Annotated in this window: 19 protein-coding genes; 8 read left to right on the top strand and 11 right to left on the bottom strand. The window is 66.4% G+C overall.

What is annotated here, in order from left to right; translation table 11 throughout:
- Window positions 1-56: 56 nt before the first annotated feature.
- A complete protein-coding gene (locus LGN19_RS33800; protein WP_226219605.1) occupies window positions 57-2,231 on the bottom strand; it encodes a phosphocholine-specific phospholipase C in 2,175 nt (724 codons plus the stop codon).
- A 228-nt stretch (window positions 2,232-2,459) separates the two neighbouring features.
- On the opposite strand from LGN19_RS33800, the gene LGN19_RS33795 reads away from it, so the two are divergent.
- Window positions 2,460-3,377, top strand: coding sequence for a LysR family transcriptional regulator (locus LGN19_RS33795; protein ID WP_226219603.1), 918 nt, complete (start codon window positions 2,460-2,462; stop codon window positions 3,375-3,377).
- Between the two features lie 95 nt (window positions 3,378-3,472).
- Here the strand turns inward: LGN19_RS33795 and LGN19_RS33790 are convergent, their stop codons facing one another.
- A complete protein-coding gene (locus tag LGN19_RS33790) occupies window positions 3,473-5,113 on the bottom strand; it encodes an L-lactate permease (protein WP_226219602.1) in 1,641 nt (546 codons plus the stop codon).
- A gap of 535 nt (window positions 5,114-5,648) precedes the next feature.
- On the opposite strand from LGN19_RS33790, the gene LGN19_RS33785 reads away from it, so the two are divergent.
- Window positions 5,649-5,960, top strand: a complete 312-nt coding sequence (locus tag LGN19_RS33785) for a DUF4148 domain-containing protein (RefSeq protein ID WP_174960789.1) — start codon at window positions 5,649-5,651, stop codon at window positions 5,958-5,960.
- Between the two features lie 108 nt (window positions 5,961-6,068).
- On the opposite strand, the gene gshA is transcribed toward LGN19_RS33785, so the two are convergent.
- The 3 genes from gshA to ada form a co-directional block, all read right to left on the bottom strand.
- Window positions 6,069-7,682, bottom strand: a complete 1,614-nt coding sequence (gene gshA / locus LGN19_RS33780; protein ID WP_226219600.1) for a glutamate--cysteine ligase — start codon at window positions 7,680-7,682, stop codon at window positions 6,069-6,071.
- Between the two features lie 574 nt (window positions 7,683-8,256).
- Entirely contained in the window at window positions 8,257-9,216 is a 960-nt protein-coding gene (locus LGN19_RS33775; RefSeq protein ID WP_174960771.1) for a DNA-3-methyladenine glycosylase family protein, read from the bottom strand.
- Window positions 9,213-10,304, bottom strand: coding sequence for a bifunctional DNA-binding transcriptional regulator/O6-methylguanine-DNA methyltransferase Ada (gene ada, locus LGN19_RS33770; protein WP_226219598.1), 1,092 nt, complete (start codon window positions 10,302-10,304; stop codon window positions 9,213-9,215). The genes LGN19_RS33775 and ada overlap by 4 nt, the downstream gene beginning before the upstream one ends.
- A 431-nt stretch (window positions 10,305-10,735) precedes the next feature.
- Between ada and LGN19_RS33765 the strand changes: the two genes are divergently transcribed.
- Window positions 10,736-11,149 carry a VOC family protein gene (locus LGN19_RS33765; protein ID WP_122946562.1) on the top strand — a complete coding sequence of 138 codons (414 nt, stop codon included), beginning with the start codon at window positions 10,736-10,738 and terminating at the stop codon, window positions 11,147-11,149.
- A 25-nt stretch (window positions 11,150-11,174) separates the two neighbouring features.
- Here the strand turns inward: LGN19_RS33765 and LGN19_RS33760 are convergent, their stop codons facing one another.
- The 3 genes from LGN19_RS33760 to speG form a co-directional block, all read right to left on the bottom strand.
- Window positions 11,175-11,729 carry a YaeQ family protein gene (locus tag LGN19_RS33760; protein ID WP_174960767.1) on the bottom strand — a complete coding sequence of 185 codons (555 nt, stop codon included), beginning with the start codon at window positions 11,727-11,729 and terminating at the stop codon, window positions 11,175-11,177.
- 189 nt (window positions 11,730-11,918) lie between these two features.
- Window positions 11,919-12,266 carry a surface attachment protein Sap1 gene (gene sap1 / locus LGN19_RS33755; protein ID WP_027788811.1) on the bottom strand — a complete coding sequence of 116 codons (348 nt, stop codon included), beginning with the start codon at window positions 12,264-12,266 and terminating at the stop codon, window positions 11,919-11,921.
- Window positions 12,267-12,754: 488 nt separating this feature from the next.
- On the bottom strand, window positions 12,755-13,312 hold the full coding sequence (speG, locus tag LGN19_RS33750; RefSeq protein WP_226219596.1) for a spermidine N1-acetyltransferase: 558 nt from the start codon (window positions 13,310-13,312) through the stop codon (window positions 12,755-12,757).
- 138 nt (window positions 13,313-13,450) lie between these two features.
- On the opposite strand from speG, the gene LGN19_RS33745 reads away from it, so the two are divergent.
- From LGN19_RS33745 to LGN19_RS39685, 4 genes are all read left to right on the top strand, one after another.
- The gene (locus tag LGN19_RS33745; RefSeq protein ID WP_014895655.1) at window positions 13,451-13,621 is read left to right on the top strand and encodes a hypothetical protein; all 171 of its coding nucleotides are present in this window, start codon (window positions 13,451-13,453) and stop codon (window positions 13,619-13,621) included.
- Window positions 13,622-13,789: 168 nt separating this feature from the next.
- On the top strand, window positions 13,790-14,038 hold the full coding sequence (locus LGN19_RS33740) for a DUF2795 domain-containing protein (protein WP_043184773.1): 249 nt from the start codon (window positions 13,790-13,792) through the stop codon (window positions 14,036-14,038).
- Window positions 14,039-14,147: 109 nt separating this feature from the next.
- On the top strand, window positions 14,148-15,506 hold the full coding sequence (locus LGN19_RS33735; protein ID WP_226219594.1) for a sensor domain-containing diguanylate cyclase: 1,359 nt from the start codon (window positions 14,148-14,150) through the stop codon (window positions 15,504-15,506).
- Between the two features lie 150 nt (window positions 15,507-15,656).
- On the top strand, window positions 15,657-15,785 hold the full coding sequence (locus tag LGN19_RS39685; RefSeq protein WP_264173302.1) for a hypothetical protein: 129 nt from the start codon (window positions 15,657-15,659) through the stop codon (window positions 15,783-15,785).
- A gap of 121 nt (window positions 15,786-15,906) precedes the next feature.
- Here LGN19_RS39685 and LGN19_RS33730 read toward each other — a convergent pair whose 3' ends face one another.
- The 3 genes from LGN19_RS33730 to mnmE all read right to left on the bottom strand — a co-directional run bounded on the left by LGN19_RS33730 (window position 15,907) and on the right by mnmE (window position 19,138).
- The gene (locus LGN19_RS33730; protein WP_226219592.1) at window positions 15,907-16,683 is read right to left on the bottom strand and encodes a hypothetical protein; all 777 of its coding nucleotides are present in this window, start codon (window positions 16,681-16,683) and stop codon (window positions 15,907-15,909) included.
- Window positions 16,684-16,870: 187 nt separating this feature from the next.
- Window positions 16,871-17,572 carry a hypothetical protein gene (locus LGN19_RS33725; RefSeq protein WP_226219591.1) on the bottom strand — a complete coding sequence of 234 codons (702 nt, stop codon included), beginning with the start codon at window positions 17,570-17,572 and terminating at the stop codon, window positions 16,871-16,873.
- A gap of 171 nt (window positions 17,573-17,743) precedes the next feature.
- Window positions 17,744-19,138 (bottom strand): tRNA uridine-5-carboxymethylaminomethyl(34) synthesis GTPase MnmE, encoded by a 1,395-nt coding sequence (gene mnmE / locus LGN19_RS33720; RefSeq protein ID WP_226219589.1) that lies wholly within the window; start codon window positions 19,136-19,138, stop codon window positions 17,744-17,746.
- Between the two features lie 336 nt (window positions 19,139-19,474).
- Here mnmE and LGN19_RS33715 point away from each other — a divergent pair, with 336 nt between their 5' ends.
- Window positions 19,475-19,906 (top strand): transcriptional regulator, encoded by a 432-nt coding sequence (locus tag LGN19_RS33715; protein ID WP_043184776.1) that lies wholly within the window; start codon window positions 19,475-19,477, stop codon window positions 19,904-19,906.
- Window positions 19,907-20,096 lie beyond the last annotated feature (190 nt).

Here is a 20,096-nt window from a genome sequence, read left to right as displayed (position 1 = left end):
GGCGGCGGTCGCGCGGCGGGCCGACCTCGCCCGTATCGCGCGACGCATGCCGGCCGTCAGGCCGTCGTGTGCTTCACCGGCCCCGGATCGCTGTGGCTCGGCCGGCCCGTCTCGACGTGGCCCGCGAAGCGGCGCACGACCTTGTCGTCGCCGCCGCGCAGCGTCGTCGCGGTGATCGTCAGATCGTACCAGCCGTGGCTCGACGACAGCTCGAAGTGATCCTCGATGCGCTCGCCCGGCTCCAGCGTGTAGGTCCGCGCATGCTTGTGGCTGTATGCGTTGTCGACCGTCACGCGGCACGTCGCGCGCCCGCTGTTGCGCAGTTGCAGGTACACGTGGCGGTTGCGCACGTCGTAGCCGATCCGTGCTTCGGGGTTCGCGTGGCGGCTGTCCGCCGCGAGCCGCGTGTTGCCCTGGAACTCGCACAGATAGCCGTTCGGGCCGTAGGCCGCGAGATGGTAATCGCCGCGCGCGGCCGACGTGCTCCACGTATCGACGAAGCGGTCATGCGCGGACACCGCGTAGCGGCGCGGCGGCGTCGTCGGGTTGCGGCGGTCGTACACGTAAAACGCCGCGCCAGCGTCACCGGTGTTCGCGAAGTCGAGCGACACGCTGTCGTCGTGCCCGCTCACGCGGCTGTGCACGAACAGCTCGTACGGCAACGCACGCGCCGGACGCGTGCCGGACTCCTGCGCCGGCATCGACTGCTGCGCGGGCACCTGATACGCCTGGCCGGCCGTCGCGATGTGCTGCGGCACCGTGAAGCTCACCGTGCGCGTGTCGGGGCGCGCCGAGAAGTCGAATGCCGACGTGAGGTCGCCGCAGATCGAGCGGCGCCATGCGCTGATGTTCGGCTCCTTCACGCCGAACCGCGCTTCGAGGAAACGCAGCACCGACGTATGGTCGAACGTCTCCGAGCAGACCCAGCCGCCCTTCGTCCACGGCGAGATGATGATCAGCGGCACGCGCGGCCCGAGGCCGATCGGCTGGATGCCGCCCGGGTCGGCGCCCGGCACGAGCGGGCTCATTTCGCCCGGGTACTTGTTCAGGTCGAGCAGTTCGTCGCCGAGGTTCGACAGCAGGTTCGACGACACGATGCCCTGGCCGCCCACGCCGCTCGTGACCGGCGGCACCGGCGGCACGACGTGGTCGAACAGTCCGTCATTCTCGTCGTAGTTGAGGATGAACACCGTCTTCGCCCACACCTCGGGGTTCGACGTGAGCGCCTCGAGCACCATGTTGATGTAGAACGCGCCGTCGGTCGGCGATGCCTGCGGGTGCTCGCTGTACTTGTACGGCGACACGATCCACGACACCTGCGGCAGCCGGTTCGCCTGCACGTCGGCCTTCAGCTCGGCGAGCGTGTGGTCCGACGCGCCCTTGTCGACCAGCGGGCCGCTCGCGCCTTCCTTCACCTGGAAGCGCTTGAAGAACATCAGCGAGTTGTCGGTGTAGTTGTCGGTCGGGTCGCCCGGGATGCCCGTGCCGCCCTGGTACACCTTCCAGCTGACCTTCGCGTTCTCGAGGCGTTCCGCGTAGGTCGTCCACGTGTAGCCGTTCACGTCGTCGCGCTCGCCGATGCCCGGGCCGTTCGGCGGGGTGCCGTAGATGTTGCGCGGGTCGACCGTGCCGGTCCACAGGTAGATGCGGTTCGGCGCCGTGTCGGCGTGCGCGGAGCAGAAGTACGAATCGCAGATCGTGAATGCGTCGGCCAATGCGTAGTGGTACGTGAGATCCTGGCGCTTCAGGTAGCCCATCGTCAGTACGTCCTGCTTCTGGTTCACCCACTGGTCCCACTGGCCGTTGTTCCAGGACAGGTGGCCGCTGCTCCAGCCGTGGTTCGTGCCCGGCTGGAATTCGGTCGTCTGCTTCGGATCGAGGTAGAACGGCAGCACGTACGGCGCCGACGGATCGAGGCCGCGCGAGTGGTAGTTCTTCGTGAACACCGACGCCGGCGGCTGCTGCCACACCGGTGCGCCGCTCGGCAGCAGGTGCGGGCGCGGGTCGTTGAAGCCGCGCACGCCGCGCAGCCCGCCGAAGTAATGGTCGAACGAACGGTTTTCCTGCATGAAGATCACGACGTGTTCGACGTCGCGGATCGTGCCCGTGCGATAGGCGGCCGGCATCGCCAGCGCATTGCGGATCGCGGGCGGGAAGCCCGCGTAGGCGGCCATCGCGCCGGCCGACTGCGCGGCGAGGCGCAGGAAATCGCGTCGGTTGTTCGAGGACATGAAGAGAACCCTGTTGTCGGTAGGAGTGGGGGCGCCAGTCGAGCGGGGCCGGCGGTTTGCGTCGCCGTTATTACCCCGCATCGGCGTGTCCCGGCCGTGACCGGTTACCGCAGGTTTCTTTGGGTTACCCACAAGAATTTTTTCGAAGCGGCGCACGACGCGCCTTTCATCCGGCCGACATACGCATGCGCTACGCTGACGCGCGATACAGAGGGGAGAAGCCGAGTCGTGTTCGATCAGCTGAAGGCGTTCCACGCGACCGTCCGGCAGGGCAGCATCACGCGCGCCGCGCGCCATCTGGGCGTGAGCCAGCCGACGATTGCCGCGCAGATCCGGCAGGTCGAGCAGGTGTATGGCGTCGAGCTGTTCCACCGCAGCGGCCGCAAGCTCGAGGTCACCGAGACGGGCATCGAGCTGCTGCCGCTCGTCGAGAAGATGATCGCGCTCGAGGCGCAGGCCGACATCATGCTGCGCAACGTCGGCGGCCTGTTCGAAGGCCACCTGCGGATCGGTGCGACGGGGCCGTACTACATCATGGACGCGGTCGGCCGCTTCTCGAACGCGCATCCGTCGATCGCGCTCACGTGCCGGATCGGCAACTCCGAGGAAATCCTGCAGGCGCTGCAGGAATTCCGCATCGATCTCGCCGTCTCGTCGCAGCGCAACGATGCCGACGGCCTCGAACGCAAGGTGATCTCGACCGACCCGCTCGTGCTCGTCGTGCATCGCAACCATCCGCTCGCGCGTTTCGACGCGATCGATCCGGCGCAGCTTGCCGACGTGCGATTGCTGATTCGCGAGGAAGGCTCGGTCACGCGCCGCTGCACGGAGACGATCCTTGAAGCGGCTGGCATCGCGGCTGTATCGGTTGCCGAGATCGGCAGCCGCGAAGCGATCCGCGAGGCGATCCTGCATGGCGTGGGTGGCAGCCTGTTTCCGCTCGGCGAGGCCGAACGTCATCCGGATTTGCGCGTGATCGCGCTGCGCGGCGTCGACACGACGATCGACGAATACGTGTACTACCTGAAGGCGCGCCGCCAGAGCCCTGCAATCGACGCGTTCCTCGCGTGCATCCTGCCGGCCGGCGGCGACGCGGCCGGGACGGATGAAGCAGGACGAACGGCGCGGCGGGTGAACGCGCGCTGAACTGCCGCGCGTTCGCCGGTTCCGCACTTGACTGGCGCTTTTCTCGCGCCTTCCCTCGTTTTTCCTCGTGCCTTCCTTCTGTCGTTGCGCTCACATCACTTCGGCAGTGCCGGAATCATCCACGTCAGCACGTGCTGCTGCAGGAACACGAGCACGCCGAGCAGCAGCGTGAGGATCACGCTGTGCCAGAACGTGCGCGCGAACACGACACCCTCCTGCCCTTTCAGGTCCGTCGTCGACACGCCCGTCGCGATGTTCTGCGGCGAGATCATCTTGCCCATCACGCCGCCCGACGAGTTGGTCGCGGCCATCAGCACCGGATCGAGGCCGAGCTGCCGGGCGGCGACGACCTGCAGGTTGCCGAACAGCGCGTTGCCCGACGTGTCGCTGCCGGACAGGAACACGGCGATCCAGCCGAGCGACGCGGACACCAGCGGAAACAGCGCGCCCGTCGACGCAACGCCGGTGCCGAGCGTGTAGCTGATCCCCGAGTAGTTCAACAGGTACGCGAGCCCGACGATCATCATCACCGTGACGATCGCGATCCATGTCTGCCGCCAGGTCTTCGCCACGCATTCGAAGAAATCGCCGACGCCGGTGCGCGTCAACGCGGCCGTGATGATCGCCGACAAGAGGATCGCGGTGCCCGTGCCGAGCGGCTGGAAGTCCCAGATCGCCGCATACGGCTTGTGGTACAGCGACACGAACACCGCGTTGTGCAGGCCCGGCCACTTGATCTTCACGTCGCCGATCGCCGCGATGTTCGCGTGCACCCAGACGATCACGACCACCGACACGACGAGCCACGGCAGCCAGCCGCCGAAGCCCGCGCGCGCGGCGCCGGCCGTCGCAGGCACGCTGCGGGCGAGCGCGTATTGCGGATCGGGCTGCGGCTTCCACACCTGCAGGAAGCCGATCGTGACGATCAGCGACGTGAGCGACGACAGCACGTCGGTGAGCTGGTAGCCGAGGAAGTTCGACGTGACGAACTGCGCGATCGCGAAGCTGCCGCCCGACACGAGCAGCGCGGGCCACAGCTTCGAGATCGAACGCAGCCCGCCATACGCACCGACCACGTAGAACGGCAGCAGCAGCGCGAAGAATGGCAGCTGGCGGCCGACCATTTGCGCGAGCGTCGCGGGCGGCAGCGACGTCACCGCGCCGAGCACGGTGATCGGCACGCCGAGCGCGCCGAACGCGACCGGTGCCGTGTTGAACAGCAGCGTATAGGTGAGCGCTTCGAGCGCGGGGAAGCCGAGCGCGATCAGCAGCGCGCTCGTGATCGCGACCGGCGTGCCGAAGCCCGAGATCCCTTCGAGCAGACAGCCGAACGAGAACGCGACGACGAGCAGTACGAGACGGCGGTCGTCGGGCAGGTTGTCGAGCATCCATTGCCGGAACTGGTCGAAGCGGCCCGACTTCACCGCGATGTTGTACAGCAGCAATGCGTTGAAGACGATCCACATCACCGGCACGACCGCGAGCGCCATGCCGGCGCCGACCGCGTTGAACGCGAGCCCGGCTGGCATCCCCCACGCGCCGATCGCGACCGCGAGGCCGGCGACGAGCCCGGCGAGCGATGCCTGCCACGCGGGGCGGCGCAGTACGCCGAGTGCGATCAGCGCGACCGCAATCGGAATCGCGGCGACGAGGAAGGACAGCAGCAGCGAATTGGCGACCGGCGTCAAAGGCTGCGCGAAGACGATGCCGGGCGGTAGGGCGTCGGTGGGGTTCATCGTGTCTCCTGTCGATCCGAGTTGGCGCTTTAGCGCCTACTCGGATCCCATGGCGTGGTTGGGCGGAGTTAGCGCTTCAGCGCTTACTCCACCCCCACGGCGGTCGACCCAGGGTGGCGCGGCGGTGCCCCCCGAATTCGGTGCAAAGCGATCGTTCTGCAGTCGCGACGACGATCAGGCGCTTGCGCACGCAACGACGTCGCGCGGCCAACCGATCAGTCGCTTAAAAGAGGTTAGGAGGCGCGCAGCGCTTGTACAAGGGGGACAAGCCCGATGCGTACCGACCCGATACGAACCACCGGCCGCCCGCTGACCCGCAGCGGGCGGCCCGCTGTCGCAGCCGACAGGCAGTCCGTCACGAGCGGCCCGCCGGCGCAGCGCAACGCCGCCCGCCGCGCAATGTTGCATGTGCGGCAAAGGTGCCTGACGGCGGGCGGGATGTTTCGTTTGGCGTCCGAAGCCTAGACTGGTCGCATCGATTCCGCCCGCGCCGGCCAAGGCAGGCGCGGCACCGGAACCTCACGGAGTGAACATGATGAAGACGATGAAACAGGCGGCATGCGCATGCGTGCTGATCGGCGCGGCCTTCGCCGCCCACGCGCAGGCCGCATCGACACTGACACGTGCCGAGGTCCGCCAGGAACTCGTGGAACTGCAGGCCGCCGGCTACCGGACGAGCCTCGCGAGTAGTCCCGACTTTCCGGACAACATGCAGGCGATCATGCGCCGTGCCGCGCAGGCGCGCGGCGAGAACGCCGGCTACGGCAGCGACGGCGGGGCAAACGTGGAATCGGGCAAGCCGGCGGTACCGCCTGCGATCGATCGCGGCACGTACGCGCATCACTGACGGCTGATTGAACCGGATCGCGCGCGCAACGATGAACGGTGCGCACCGACCGGCGACGGAGAGGCACATCGCGCACCGCGCCGATCGACGCGGTGCACGTGCGCAAGATCACACGCTGAAGCGGTTCAGCGTATACGCGCGATAGGCCGCGACGAATGCATCGAACGATCCGGCTTCCTTCGTTTCGAGCTCGGCCTGTTCGGCCAGCGACTTCGCGGCAAGCGCCTGCTCGACGCGCAGCATCTCCGCCGACGGCGGATGCGCGCGGAAATGCGCGGCATGCGCTTCGCTCTGCGCCAGCGCGAACCCGAGGAACGACTGACCGCGTTCGCGCATCGTGCGCAGCACGCGCGCGGACGCCGTGCGCTCCGGATCGGCGAGCTTCTCGCGTTGCGCGGCGATCGCGCGCGCATGCTCGTCGCCGCCGCGGATCTCGTCGAGACGGCGGCCGACGGTTTCGATATCGGCCATCAGATCGTCTGCCCATGCCTGCAGCGTGATCGACTCGCCGTCGCGCTGCAGCGTGAGCCCCGGCTTGCGCCCTTCCATCGTCACGCTGCCGAAGTTCGCGTTCGCTTCCTGGTACGCGGGGCAGTCGAGCGCCGGGCTCTCGTCGAGCGCGCACGCGAGCAGGAACGCGTCGATGAAGCGCGCGGTTTCCAGTGCGATGCCAGTCGGCTCGAACGGATCGATGTCGAGACAGCGCACCTCGATGTACTGCACGCCGCGCGAAGCGAGCGCATGCAGCGGCCGCTCGCCCGAATACGTGACGCGCTTCGGCCGGATCGTCGAGTAGAACTCGTTCTCGATCTGCAGCACGTTCGTGTTGATCTGGATCCACTCGCCGTCGCGATGCGTGCCGATCGCCTCGTAGGCCGGATACGGCTCGCTCACGGCCTTCGACAGCGCGTCGAGATAGCCGGGCAGCGTGTTGTAGTCGACGTGCAGCGCAGCCTGGGCAGTCGTGTTCGAGTAGCCGAGATCGCTCATCCGCAGGCTCGTCGCATGCGGCAGGTACAGCGTATCGGCATCGAACGTGTCGAGCTTGTGCGGCTTGCCGCGCAGGAACTTCGTATCGAGCGCCGGCGACGCGCCGAACAGGTACATCAGCAGCCAGCTGCGGCGGCGGAAGTTGCGGATCTGCGCGAGATAGCGCTCCGACTGGTAATCGACGAGCGTGGCCGTCGAGCCCTCTTCCGCATGCAGGCGCCGCCACACCTCTTCGTGCAGCGAGTAGTTGTAATGGATGCCGGCGATGCACTGCATCGTGCGGCCGTAGCGATACGCGAGGCCACGCCGGTACACCGTCTTCAGGCGGCCGATGTTCGACGTGCCGTAGTCGGCGATCGGAATCTGGTCGTCGGCCGGCAGCAGGCCGGGCATCGAGTCGTTCCACAGCATCTCGTCGCCGAGCGATGCATACACGTAGCGATGCAGATCGTCGAGACGTTCGAGCGTGATCGCGGCGTCGCCTTCCGCGGGCGTGATCAGCTCGATCAGCGCTTCGGAATAGTCGGTCGTCAGCGACGGATGCGTGAGCGCCGAACCGAGCGCGCGCGGATGCGGCGTGAACGCGATCATCCCGTCGCGCGTCACGCGCAGGCTTTCCTTTTCGATGCCGCGCAGGCCGTCGGGCAGATGCTGCCGCGTCGGGCCCGAGCTCAGCGCGTCGAGGCGCTTCAGCAGCAGTTCGGACTGGCGGTGAGTCATGGTGTTCGACATGGAGACGCAAGTGCGTGACGGCCGCGCGCAGAACGCCGCGCGCGGCCGGCTGGATTGTTGGTCGCTTCGTTGGTAGCGGGCACTTTAACATCTCGCCGAAACACGCGCTTGAGGTGGCCCCGGGCGCCGTGCGCGGGCCGGAGCGGGCCGCCGGACGGGCCGGTCGCGGCGGTCGCCGCATGTGCCACCGGTTCCAGGCGGCGGCAACGGGCAAGTCGGTTATACGAATTTGTCCGATGGAACCTGACGCGCGGACGGGTGGCGGCAGGTGCAACCCTGCCGCGGAATCGACCGCGGGAAGAGGGGTAAGTGCGCATTGCGCGCCCGGCATCCTGCCGACGACGGATACGCGGAATTGCCGTGACGGCCGGTGTCCGGTGTCCGGTGTCCGGTGTCCGGTGTCCGGTGTCCGGTGTCCGGTGTCCGGTGTCCGGTGTCCGGTGTCCGGTGTCCGGTGTCCGGTGTCCGGTGTCCGGTAGTCAGGCTACGCATGCCGACACAACCTGCGCAATGGGTTGCATCGCAGCCTCGCCAGGTCGCACCCGGCCGCGGGCGGCCGCGATTGCAGCCGCCCTCACCCGCCGCGCGCGCCGCCCGCCCGGTCGGCCACTTCGTTCCACAAATGCAGCGCCGCGTACGCGCGCCACGGCCGCCAGCCTTCGGTGCGGCGCTTCTGGGTTGCCAGCCGGTCGAGCGCCGGATCGCGGGCAGCGATCGATTGCATCAGCACGAGATCGGAGGCCGGCCATGCGTCCGGATCGCGCCATGCGCGCATCGCGATGTATTCGACGGTCCACGGGCCGATGCCGGGCAGATCGAGCCACGCACTGCGCAGCGTCGCGAGATCGGCGTGCTCGCGATCGACCGGGACGTCGCCAGCCGCCACCGCGCGCGCCACGCCCGTCAGTGCCGCCACCCGCTTGCCGGGCATTCCGATCTTGTCGAGATCGCAGGCGGCCAGCGCGTCGGGCGTCGGGAAACGCCATGCGGGCGCGCCGTCGTCTTCATGAACCACACGCTCTCCGGCACGCTCGACGAGCCGGCCGACGATCGTCGTCGCAGCCTTCACGCTCACCTGCTGGCCGACGATCGCGCGCACGGCCAACTCGAACCCCGACCATGCGCCCGGCACGCGCAGCCCCGGCGCGGCCTCGACGAGCGGCGCGAACCACGGATCGCGCGCCAGCCCGCTGCCGATGGCGGCCGGATCGGCGCCGAGGTCGAACATCGTCGCGACGCGCAGGGCGAACGCGTCGTCGACATGACGCGCGACCGCGCCTTCGACCGTCGCGACCAGGCAATGCTTGCGCGGATGCTTCGCGACCGTGAGCCGGCCGGCATCGCCGTGCAGGTCGACGATGCGGCGATACACGCCGTCCGCCACCTGCTCGACGCCCGGAATCGCGCGCCCGCTGAAGAAGCGCAGCACGCGCGCCCAGTCGTAAGGCGCATTGAAGCGCAGTTCCATTTGCGCGGACGGCGGCACAGGGCCGCCGTTCACGATGGATGTGATGGTTGTTTTTGCGATGCTCAAACTGCGCTGCCCTCCGCAACGGTTTCGGCTTCATCGTCATGCACATGCCGCGCCTCGGACGCCAGCAACGTCGCCTTGCGGCGCACGCCCCAACGATACCCGGAAAGCGCGCCGCCCTTCTGGACGACGCGGTGGCACGGGATCGCGAGCGCGACCGGGTTCGACGCGCACGCGGACGCGACCGCCCGCACCGCGCGCGGCGAACCCAGCGCCTCGGCGATCTCCGAGTAGCTGCGCGTTTCGCCGTACGGAATATGCGTCAGCGCTTCCCACACGCGCTGCTGGAATGCGGTCGGCGCGATGTCGAGCGGCAGGTCGAAGGCATGCCGCGTGCCGTCCAGGTACGCGCGGATCTGCGCAATGAACGGGGCGAGCCGGGCGGGCGCTTCGACCAGCTCGGCGCGCGCGAACGCGTCTTTCAGCTCGCCGGCGAGCGCTACCGGTTCGTCGCCGAACGCGATCCGGCAGATGCCCTGTTCGGTCGCGGCGACGAGCACCGTGCCGAGCGACGTCGATGCGGTCGCATAGTCGATCCGCAGGCCCGCGCCCTGGCGGCGGAACGCCGACGGCGCCATCCCGAGCTCGCGCGGCACCGACGCATAAAGCCGCGACGGCGAGTTGAAGCCTGCGTCGACGGCCGCCTGCGTGACCGGCTGCCCGCTTTGCAGCGCCTGCCTCAGCGCGGCGCCGCGCTGCGCGGCCTGGTACTGCCGCGGCGACACGCCGACCACGCGCTTGAAGAGCCGTTGAAGGTGAAACGGGCTCACGTGCACGGCATCGCTCAGCTGCTGCAGCGTGAGCCGTTCCGCGTGCGCGTCGAGCACCGCGCACGCGCGATTGACGATCTCGAGCTCGCGCGGCAACCCTTCCGGCTGGCAGCGCTTGCAGGGCCGGAAGCCGGCCGCACGCGCGGCGGCCGTATCGACGAAGAAGGACACATTTTCACGGCGCGGCAGCCGCGACGCGCAAGTTGGGCGGCAGAACACGCCGGTCGTGCTCACGGCGTAGAAGAACGCGCCGTCCGCATGCGGATCGCGCTCGGTGACGGCGCCCCAGCGGGCATCATCGGTCGGATAGGCGGTTTTCATCTGAACCTCGCACTCTCTAGTGTAGATGGGACCTACTCTAGACATCGGCACACGCCGTCGCGCCCTGAATCTTGCTCTGTGATTCGCCCCGGAGAACCGGGGGCGGATCGATTAAAGATAAATCCGACAAAACGCGCGCGCCGGCTGTTTCAGCGCGGTTTTCGTCATCGTACCGTCACCATTTTGCTGCACTGCGGATGCGACAAATCGCCGTCCTGACGATTTTTTGCATTCGAAATATTGCGTCGCACCATCGCCGTGTGTATAGTTGGAACTGTCTCCTCCATGTCTCCTCCTGATATGGATTAAGCCCGTTCCGCTCCGCGTGAACGGGCTTTTTTTCGTCCGTCGATTGTGCCGCGTTCCGGCCGGCGGCGCAGGCGCGATACGTCTACACTCGATGCTCGTGGACCGCGAAGGAGTGCCTGCCCATGAAACCGACTATCCGCGCAATCGATCACATCGTGCTGCGCGTGACCGACATGGCCGCGATGACGCGCTTTTACTGCGACGCCGTCGGCTGCCATGTGGAGAAGGAACAGCCCGATCTGGGCCTTGTGCAATTGCGCGCGGGCGACGCGCTGATCGACCTGCTGTCGGTCGGCGGCCCGATCGACCGCGCCGACAGCGGCCCGCCCGGCACGGGACGCAATCTCGATCACGTGTGCCTGCGCGTCGAGCCGTTCGATCCGGAAGCCTTGACCGCCCATTTCGCCGCGCATGGCGCACGGCCGGGCGCCCCCGCTGAACGCTACGGCGCCGGCGGCTACGGGCCGTCGATCTACCTGTTCGACCCGGAAGGCAACATGCTGGAATTCAAGGGGCCGCCGGCCGCGATCGGCTGAACGCGGCCAGCCGGCGCGCGGGCCGTCACGCGTCCGCGCGCGCCTTCAGCACCGTCCACTCGACCGCGACCGGATCGTGGTCGGCGCTCGAGATCCACGCGGCGCCGTCCTGCACCGTACATTGCAGGCGCATCGTGCGCTCCGCGAGTTTCCCGAGCGCGGCTGCGACACCGTCATCCAGCGACAGCACCTGCACGTTGCGCAGCCGTTCGACCTTGCTGCGCACGCCCTGCCACCAGATATCCGACGTCTTGCCGCCGTATGCGATCACCGTGACCTGCCCGGCGCGGCCGGCCGCCTTGGAGATGCGCCGTTCGTCCGGCTGGCCGGCTTCGATCCAGACGTCGATCGCGCCCGTCAGGTCCTTCTGCCACAGATCGGGCTCGTCGACGTCCGACAGCCCCTTGCAGAATTCGAGCCGCTCGTGCGCGAACAGCGCGAACGCGACGATGCGCACCATCATCCGGTCGTCGGTTTCCGACGGATGGCGCGCCACCGTCAGCGCGTGATCGGCGTAGTAATGCCGATCCATGTCGGCGATTTGCAGTTCGGCTTTGTAGATCGTGGATTTCAGCGCCATGCGGATGCGGCCCGGGCGGGCATTCGGTTCGGTCGGGCCGTGATGATACCGAATGCGCGGCGTCCGGCGCGTGTCATGTGCCACCCACAGCGCAACGGCCCGGCATGGGCCGGGCCGTGTTCGGTTCGCGCCGCCGGCCGATCGGGCCGGCGCGCTCGCGCGTCGTGCGACGGCGCGGTGATGGGACGGTTATTGCTTGACGAAGCGCGAATCGGTCCAGAGCCCCTGCTGGTCGCTGTTGTCGGCGCTGACGAACTGCACGTCGCCCTGATCGACCGACACCACGCGGAAACGCTGGCCTTCCGGCACCGACAGGCAACGGTAGTCGTCGAAGTATTGCTGCTTCGCCTGCGACTTGCCGTCACGCTCGTGACTCAGTACGGAGTCCAGATTGTCTTTCGACAGGCAGCCCCATGCGTTCTTCGTCAACTGGATTTCCTGCGTCGGCTTGACGGCCGAATCGCCGCCCGCCTGGGCAATCGACACCGCGCAAAATGCGCCGACGAGGGCAAAAAGGATACCGGTACGCTTCATCATGTTCTGTCTCCAGGCTTGCGGGCACCAGGCTTGGGTTAGCTATGTGTTTAAAGGTGATCGTGAACCCGCGTTTTTCACTTTAGAAGACCGGCAAGCGATAGCAAGCACATTTGTTGTGCGATCGCAATAGCGGCGGATTGTCGCACCCCGTGCGCAGCCCGTCTTTCGCGCCGCGCGCAGCCGTGACGACGCGTGCCGCCCGACGGGCAGGCCCGCGACGCCGGGCGGAAAGCGTTGCGCAGCAAGACTTTCAGGAAAGTTACAGCGCGGCGATTGAACGGTTTGGATAATCCATTTCGCTATCCGGATCATTTTGATGCGCCGCACATAAAGTCATCCGAAACGATTCGACTTTACCGCAACGCGGAATCGCATTTACCTGATACAAGAAAAATGCCAGGTATAAGCGAATCCGTATTTATCCGTACTTCTCCGCATGGTTTCAGCGCCCGCGGAAGCCCCGCCACAAGCGCCTTTCGCCAGCGTGTTTACCCTGCTGTATTCAGGCCGGGTTGCTGACGCTCGAAATAATCGCGCTGAAAAATGCACATGCGATAAGCGTTGTGATACGCGCCGTTTCCGAAAAATTCTTCCTTCAATTCGGCCTCGTGCTGGAATCCGCATTTCTCGTACACGTGAATCGCCGCCGCATTCGACGTATCGACGATCAGGTACAGCTTGCGCATGTTCAGCACCTTGAATGCGTACTCGATCGCGAGACGCGTCGCCTGGCCCGCATAGCCGCGCCCCTGGCATTGCGGCGCGATGATGATCTGGAACTCGCCGCGGCGATGGATGTAGTCGAGCTCGATCAGCTCGACGAGGCCGACCAGTTCACCTTGTGCGTCAACCGCGACGAAACGGCGCTCGCGCTGGTCGTGCACGTGGCGGTCGTACAGTTGTGACAGTTCCGAGAAGGTTTCGTACGGCTCCTCGAACCAGTAGCGCATGATCTTTGCGTCGTTGTTCAGCTCGTGGACGAAGCGCAGGTCCTGGCGCTCCAGCGGCCGCAGCGCGAGCGTGTTGGTATCGTTCTGGAGTTGCATGTTCATGTCCTTTTTGATGCCGGCGCCCGTCCGGCAAGGCCGCATCCGGGCCTGTTCCGCACTGTAAGAAATTGAACGCGGGCGAAGTTCAGAGCCTAGAATGGGAGCAAGGGTTCCTGCCACCGCAAGGAGGCTATCGTGATCGAGCAAGTCATACTCGGAATTTTCCTCGTGCTGCCGCTCGTGATCGTAGCGGCGCTGTTTTCCGACGAACTTTGGCAGGAACATCGGCGCCAGCATCCGCGCGACGAAAACGCACCGCACATCGACTGGAAGCATCCGTGGCGCCGCGTGCGACGCGAGCATTGAGTCGATCGCCGTCCATTCGCGGGGTATGCCGGCCTGGCCGCCCTGGAATGTGAACGCGTGATGCACCCCGTGACGTGCCCCATGAGGTGTCCCATCAAGCACCCGAATTCCGCCTCGATCCGAATACCACGCAAGCCACTCAACCCGCTCACCCCGCGAGACGCCGCCGTGAACGACCAGCCCGCCCAGCCTCCGCACGACATTCCCAACGAAACGATCGACCTGCAGATCGCCGACGTGCTGGCGGCTGTCCGCTACCCGGCCAACAAGGATGCGATCGTCGATGCCGCGCGCGACGCCGGTGCCAGCAATGAAGTGCTGTCGATGCTCGACGGCCTGCCCGAACAGGACTACGCGGACGTCAACGCCGTCACGCACTGGGTCGCCGGCAACTTCGGCCCCGGCCTCGGGGTTTGAGCCCGCACCCATAACGCGATAGCATCAGGCCGCACCGGTCGCGCAGCGGCCGGCTGCCTGTCGCCCGGCGCAAGACCGGGCGTGTCCGCCTACGTGCCCGGGGAACTCCATGGAAGGCATCCTGATCCAGCACACGACACGCCGTCAGCTCTGGTTCGGCGCACTGGCGGCGCTCGTCATCGTGCTCGCGCTCGGGATCGCCGCGCCGCACGCGAACGTTGCGCTGCCGGCCATCGAGCCGTTCATGCCGATGTGTGCGCTCACCGTGTTCACCACCGCGAGCATCGCGGCGTCCTTTCTCGGCGCGCAGTTCACCGTGACGCGCCAGCCGGTGCTCGGCGCACTCGGCGGCGCCTACGCGTTCACCGCGCTCGCCGTCGCGCTGCAACTGCTCACCTTTCCCGGCGTATTCGCGCCGCACGGGCTGCTAGGCGCGCAACCGCAAAGCGCCGCGTGGATGTGGATCTTCTGGCACGCCGGCTTCCCGGGTTTTGTGATGGTCGCGCTGCTCGCGCGCGAGCGGCTGACGCGCTCACCGATCGGCGCGCAACAGACACGCCGGTGGACGCTCGCCCTGATCGGCGGGCCGGCTGCCGTCGCCGGGCTGCTGTGCCTGGTCACGCTGAACGTGTCGCTGCCACCCGCGTTTCATCCACCAGGCGACGCGGCCGTGCTGCCCGTCAACGGCGTCGCGCTGGTCGTGTGGCTGCTCAATGCGCTGGCGCTCGTTGCCGTGCTGGCCACCGGCCGGCTGCGCACGACACTCGACCTGTGGCTTGCGATCGCGGTGCTCGCGTGCCTCACCGACACGACGCTGAACCTGATGAGCACCAATCGCTTCACGGTCGGCTGGTATCTCGCGCGCGTATTCAGCATGTTCTCGCCGGGCGTGCTCGTGTGCGTACTCGCGTGGGAAGTGACGATGCTGTACCAGCGGCTGTTCGAGGCGCACGCGACGCTGATCCGCTCGTCCGCGCGCGACGGGCTGACGGGCGCGTTCAACCGCATGCACTTCAACGATCATTTCCACACGCTGTTCCTGCAGGCGCGACGGCAAGGCGAACCGCTGTCGCTGCTGATGGTCGACGTCGATCGCTTCAAGGCGTACAACGACGCGTTCGGTCACGTGAAGGGCGACGCATGCCTGATCGCGGTCGCGAATGCGCTGGCCGGCGCGGTGCGGCGGCCCGCAGACATCGTCGCGCGTTACGGTGGCGAGGAGTTCGCGATCGTGCTGCCGAACACGGGGGCGCGCGGCGCGCGGGTGGTTGCCGAGGAAGCGCGTGAAGCGGTGCTGCGGCTCGATCTTGCGATGCCGGCGTCACCGGCCGGGCGCGTGAGCGTGAGTGTCGGCTGCGCGACCGTGTCGGCCGACGATCTCTCGACACCCGATGCGTTGATCGAAGCCGCCGATGCCGCGCTGTATCGCGCGAAGGATACGGGGCGAAACAGGGTCGTCACCGCCTGAAAACGTCTGCTGTTTGGGGATTTGTTACGGTCATTGTGACCGAAATAATCCGCCGTTACGGATTGCAGAACAGGGAAACGATCGCTTACAGCCGGTGTTGCGGGTGCTCGCTATGCTGGGTTTCATATTGAACCCGAGCAGGTGAGCGCCATGAAGAAAACCCTTTTGCTGATTGCCAGCGTCGCTGTGTTGCTGAGCGGCTGTATCGTTGTGCCGGATGGCGGTGGCTACTACGGTGGTGGCGGCTACTACCACCATCATCATCGGGACTGGGATTGATGTCGTGAAGTGCGGCACGCTTCGGCAGGCGGATGGCTGAAGCGTCGTTGCGAGCGGGCGATTTGCCTGCATCGACGGCCGTGCCCCCCGATGCAGGCCGACGCGCCGAACCGCACCATGATCAGGCCGGGCGGGTCAGCTTGGCATGCGTCAGAAATACCTGCAGCGCAGCGAGCGTTTCGTAGTGAAGGCGCTCGAGCCGCGCATCCTTTTTCGCTTCCGCGATCAGATTGCCTCGCCCATCCCGCTTGTATGGCTCGCCCAGCAGTTCAGCCATGTCGAACTGATAGTAGGTACGGTCGCCATACGGCCGCTTGCCGTCGATGTAGGGCATCGGCCAGAAATCCCCTTCACCCAGCACGTCCTCGATCGCATCCGAATCGACCGTCCTCCAGTTGGCGCCCCTCAGCACGGCGAGATGCGCGGCGCGAAACTGGAAACGGCCCGACGCGTCGACGCCGCTTTCCTTGAACGCGAACAGTTTGCGCAGCGCTGGCGGGATCGTGTATTGCCCCGGCGCAAGCGTGCCGGCCCCCGCCACGAACTGCGGCACGAGCCGACCGAGTTCGGCCAGCGTGCGAATGGCGAGCGCATCGTCGTCGGTTTTGAGTGCCGCCTTGGCCAGCGCGATCGGCGGCCCGTCGCCGATCAGCGGCTGCGACTGATCGATACCGGGCGCACCGGATTCGACCGGCACCCACATCACGCGAAGCCGGTTCATCAGCTCGACGTGGCGCGCGGCCAGGTCGGGACGTGCAGCGCCGTCGGCGAAGACGGCGCGGATGATCGCGTTGCGGTCGATCGATTGCGACGCGGTGGGCGCACCCGATGCCGCGCGGGCGGCCAGCACCGGGAGCACGGGAAGGGTGGCAAGGAAGTGACGGCGGGACAGGGACATGGTTGGCTGTCGTGCGAGAAAGCAGGATCGGTCAGCTTGCTACGACGCTCGGCACCGCACGTTGCCCGATGGCGATCGCGCGGCGCGGATGCGCTCGTCAGACAAGCCGGACCGCGTCGGGGGGTCAGCTCGTTCGGCCCGACGCAATGTAGCATCCGGTGCGACGACGAACCATCTGGCAAGACTGTCAGGCGGCGACGGACGAGACTTCCGCCGAAGGAGACAGATTCCGGACGACGAGGCGATCGACCTCGGCTTGAGCCGCCGCGATTTTCGCGTCGGCCGCGACAATGCTCTTCTGGTGGCTGTAGCGCGCGAAGAGAATCGAACCGAGGGTCACGAGAACGAAGACGACATTGGTCACGGCCGTCGTATCGTCTGCGAACCTGCCAGCCACGGTACCGATGATCGCGCCGCCCATCACGCCGAACACGGCAGCGAAGATGCCATCGCCGATCCAGCTCTTCGAAGGATATTTGAGCCGCGCGAGATTGAGCGCGGAAACGGCATCCACGACGCCCACCACCTCGCCACGTGCGGCCCGGAGTTGCACCTCGATCACGTCCACCAGGTGCCGGGCGCGCTCCTTATCCGATGCGATGAGAATGCCTGCGTTGTAATAGGCCAGCAGGATGCGTTCCGATTCGTTCCACTCGGCATCCAGATCGATCGAAATCAGGCCTTTTTCCTTCAGATAGTCCCACCCGACTTTGGCATCGTTGAGCTCGATATAAGCGCCGTGTGATGCGCAACACTCGAGGACCGCCAAAGCCCGGCGTAACGCAAGATCCAGCGCGATGCGGTCATTCGCTCGCGAGTGCTGGTTTTTCGTCAGGTCGACGGTCGAGTTGCCGGATGACTCGCGGCGCTTTCCGAATCCGAATCCCATACATGCCCTCTCTTTGTTTTGACGCCGGGATTTGTTATGTCGAGATTGCCCGGCCGGACGATTTTACGGCAGGCCGGGTGAGGCGAACGGGAGAGCGATCGTGATCGGGTGTTTCGATTAAAGACGAATGACGAGCCATGCAGGATGCGTCGAACTTCAAATGCGCCGGCATTACTTCCCGATACAGAACCTGCTGAAAATCACCCCCAGCAGATCATCCGAAGTGAATTCCCCGGTAATCGAATTAAGCTGCTCCTGCGCGAGCCGCAGTTCCTCGGCAAACAGATCGAGCGACTGCGCGCGCTGCTCCGCATGATCCGCCGCCTGCGCCAGATGCTCCTGCGCGGCCCGCAGCGCGATCAGATGCCGCTCGCGCGCGAGATACACCCCTTCCGCCCCGGCCTGCCACCCCGCGATCCGCAGCAGTTCCGCACGCAGCATGTCGATCCCGTCGCCGCGCTTCGCGGACAGATGCACCTCGGTCAGATCGCCTTCCGCCGCCGGATGCTCAACGCATGCCGCCACGCCGGTCAGATCCGTCTTGTTCAGCACGCGCACCACCGGCACACCGCCCGGAAAGCGCGCCGCGATCGTCTCGTCGTCCGCCGTCATCCCGTTGCGCGAATCCAGCAGATGCAGCACGACATCCGCGCGCTCGATCTCGTTCCACGTACGCGCGATACCGATCCGCTCGACCTCGTCCTCGGTCTCGCGCAACCCGGCCGTATCGATGATGTGCAGCGGAATCCCTTCAACCTGGATCGTCTGCGCAACCTTGTCGCGCGTCGTGCCCGCAATCGGCGTCACGATCGCCAGCTCGGCGCCGGCCAGCGCATTCAGCAGCGACGACTTGCCGACGTTCGGCTGCCCCGCAAGCACGACCGACAGCCCTTCACGCAGCAACGCCCCCTGCCGCGCGTCGCCCAGCACGTGCGCGAGCTGCGCGCGAATCTTCGCAAGCTTGCCGCGCGCGTCGGCCGCTTCCAGGAAATCGATCTCTTCTTCCGGAAAATCGAGCGTCGCCTCGACCAGCATCCGCAGCGTGATCACGTCTTCGACGAGCGCATGGATCTGCCGCGAGAACGCGCCGTCGAGCGAACGCCCCGCCGAACGCGCGGCGGCTTCGGTGCTCGCCTCGATCAAATCGGCCACGGCCTCGGCCTGCGCGAGATCGAGCTTGTCGTTCAGGAACGCGCGCCGCGTGAATTCGCCCGGCTCCGCGAGCCGCAGCCCGAAACCGCGCCCCGCATCGAGGCAGCGCTGCAGCAGCAGTTGCATCACGATCGGCCCGCCGTGCCCCTGCAGCTCGAGCACGTGCTCGCCGGTGTACGAATGCGGCGCCGGGAAGTACAGCGCGATCCCGCGGTCGAGCGGCGCGCCGTGCTCGTCGAGGAACGGCACGTAGCTCGCGTGGCGCGGCGCGAGCTTCTGCCCGCACAACGCGTCGATCAGCGGCAACGCGGCCGCCTCGCCGCCGCGCCCGAACGACACGCGGACGACCCCGATGCCACCCCGGCCGGCAGCAGTGGCAATGGCGACGATCGGATCGGAATCGGTAGCGAGCATGGGAATCGGATGAATCGGGTGATCAGTGAATATGGTGCGCCCGCGCAACAGTTTGGGCATCGGAACGCCGGCATTGTAGCGTGCCGGCAAGCACGCCACCGGCCGCCGCGCGGGATTCGGACACGCCCGAATTTATCCCGATGGGGATAAGGCAAGTATCAGCCCGACGTGATGTCACCGCCACCGTTTCGGACGAGTATGCCGGCTGGAGCGGCCCAACGCTGCGGCCCTCAATTTCGTACCCCATTCTGATCAAGACCGGGATTCGTCTGAACGAGATACGTTTATCCCGAATGGTTGTCTGAAACGCGGCGGCGGAATTGCACAATCTCCCCCATGCCGACATCCGAAGAAAAAGCCGCGTTCTCGGAACGCCTGAAATTCGCCCTGCGGCGCAGCCCGGAGAAGGTCACCGGTGCGACTGAGCTGGCGAACCGATTCAATCTGCGCCACCGCGGAGCGCAGCCCGTGTCGCCGCAAACCGCGCATAAATGGCTGACGGGCCGCACGATTCCGACGTCGGACAAACTCGCCACGCTCGCAGAATGGCTGCGCGTCGAACTCCACTGGCTGCACTACGGCCCGTCGCCGAGCGTGATCGAACACCCGACGCCGCAACCGCTGCCGCGCGACGAGCGCTATCCGCCGACACCCGAGACGATCGAACTCGCGTCGAAGATCGAAGCGTTGTCGCCGCATCATCGCTATCTCGTGCAGGAACTGGTCGAGCAGTTCTACGGCGACTCGGGCGAAGCGAAGAAGGGCTGACCCCGCACCGGATCCGCCAAAAGCAAAAAGCCGCATGGGTGAACCATGCGGCTTTTTTTGCGTGCATGACCCATCCTGAAATAGGTTGACACTTTTTCGCCGAGGCGAGGAGGTGCCAGATGGAGCAAGGGATCAAGCGGACGCAGCGGGACTACAGCCTGGCTTTTAAGCTGTCGGTGGTGGTGCAAGT

Origin of the sequence: Burkholderia sp. AU30198, assembly GCF_020419825.1 — a bacterium.
In the GTDB taxonomy this organism is placed as follows: domain Bacteria; phylum Pseudomonadota; class Gammaproteobacteria; order Burkholderiales; family Burkholderiaceae; genus Burkholderia.
Note: the sequence above shows the minus strand (reverse complement) of the source record. Positions and strands in the feature narration are given on the sequence as shown.

Coding starts and splice junctions, on each gene's coding strand:
- LGN19_RS33800 (WP_226219605.1), bottom strand. CDS start 2,231: ATGTCCTCGAACAACCGACGCGATTTCCTGCGCCTCGCCGCGCAGTCG.
- LGN19_RS33790 (WP_226219602.1), bottom strand. CDS start 5,113: ATGAACCCCACCGACGCCCTACCGCCCGGCATCGTCTTCGCGCAGCCT.
- LGN19_RS33785 (WP_174960789.1), top strand. CDS start 5,649: ATGAAGACGATGAAACAGGCGGCATGCGCATGCGTGCTGATCGGCGCG.
- gshA (WP_226219600.1), bottom strand. CDS start 7,682: ATGTCGAACACCATGACTCACCGCCAGTCCGAACTGCTGCTGAAGCGC.
- ada (WP_226219598.1), bottom strand. CDS start 10,304: ATGAAAACCGCCTATCCGACCGATGATGCCCGCTGGGGCGCCGTCACC.
- LGN19_RS33765 (WP_122946562.1), top strand. CDS start 10,736: ATGAAACCGACTATCCGCGCAATCGATCACATCGTGCTGCGCGTGACC.
- LGN19_RS33760 (WP_174960767.1), bottom strand. CDS start 11,729: ATGGCGCTGAAATCCACGATCTACAAAGCCGAACTGCAAATCGCCGAC.
- sap1 (WP_027788811.1), bottom strand. CDS start 12,266: ATGATGAAGCGTACCGGTATCCTTTTTGCCCTCGTCGGCGCATTTTGC.
- speG (WP_226219596.1), bottom strand. CDS start 13,312: ATGCAACTCCAGAACGATACCAACACGCTCGCGCTGCGGCCGCTGGAG.
- LGN19_RS33735 (WP_226219594.1), top strand. CDS start 14,148: ATGGAAGGCATCCTGATCCAGCACACGACACGCCGTCAGCTCTGGTTC.
- LGN19_RS39685 (WP_264173302.1), top strand. CDS start 15,657: ATGAAGAAAACCCTTTTGCTGATTGCCAGCGTCGCTGTGTTGCTGAGC.
- LGN19_RS33730 (WP_226219592.1), bottom strand. CDS start 16,683: ATGTCCCTGTCCCGCCGTCACTTCCTTGCCACCCTTCCCGTGCTCCCG.
- LGN19_RS33725 (WP_226219591.1), bottom strand. CDS start 17,572: ATGGGATTCGGATTCGGAAAGCGCCGCGAGTCATCCGGCAACTCGACC.
- mnmE (WP_226219589.1), bottom strand. CDS start 19,138: ATGCTCGCTACCGATTCCGATCCGATCGTCGCCATTGCCACTGCTGCC.
- LGN19_RS33715 (WP_043184776.1), top strand. CDS start 19,475: ATGCCGACATCCGAAGAAAAAGCCGCGTTCTCGGAACGCCTGAAATTC.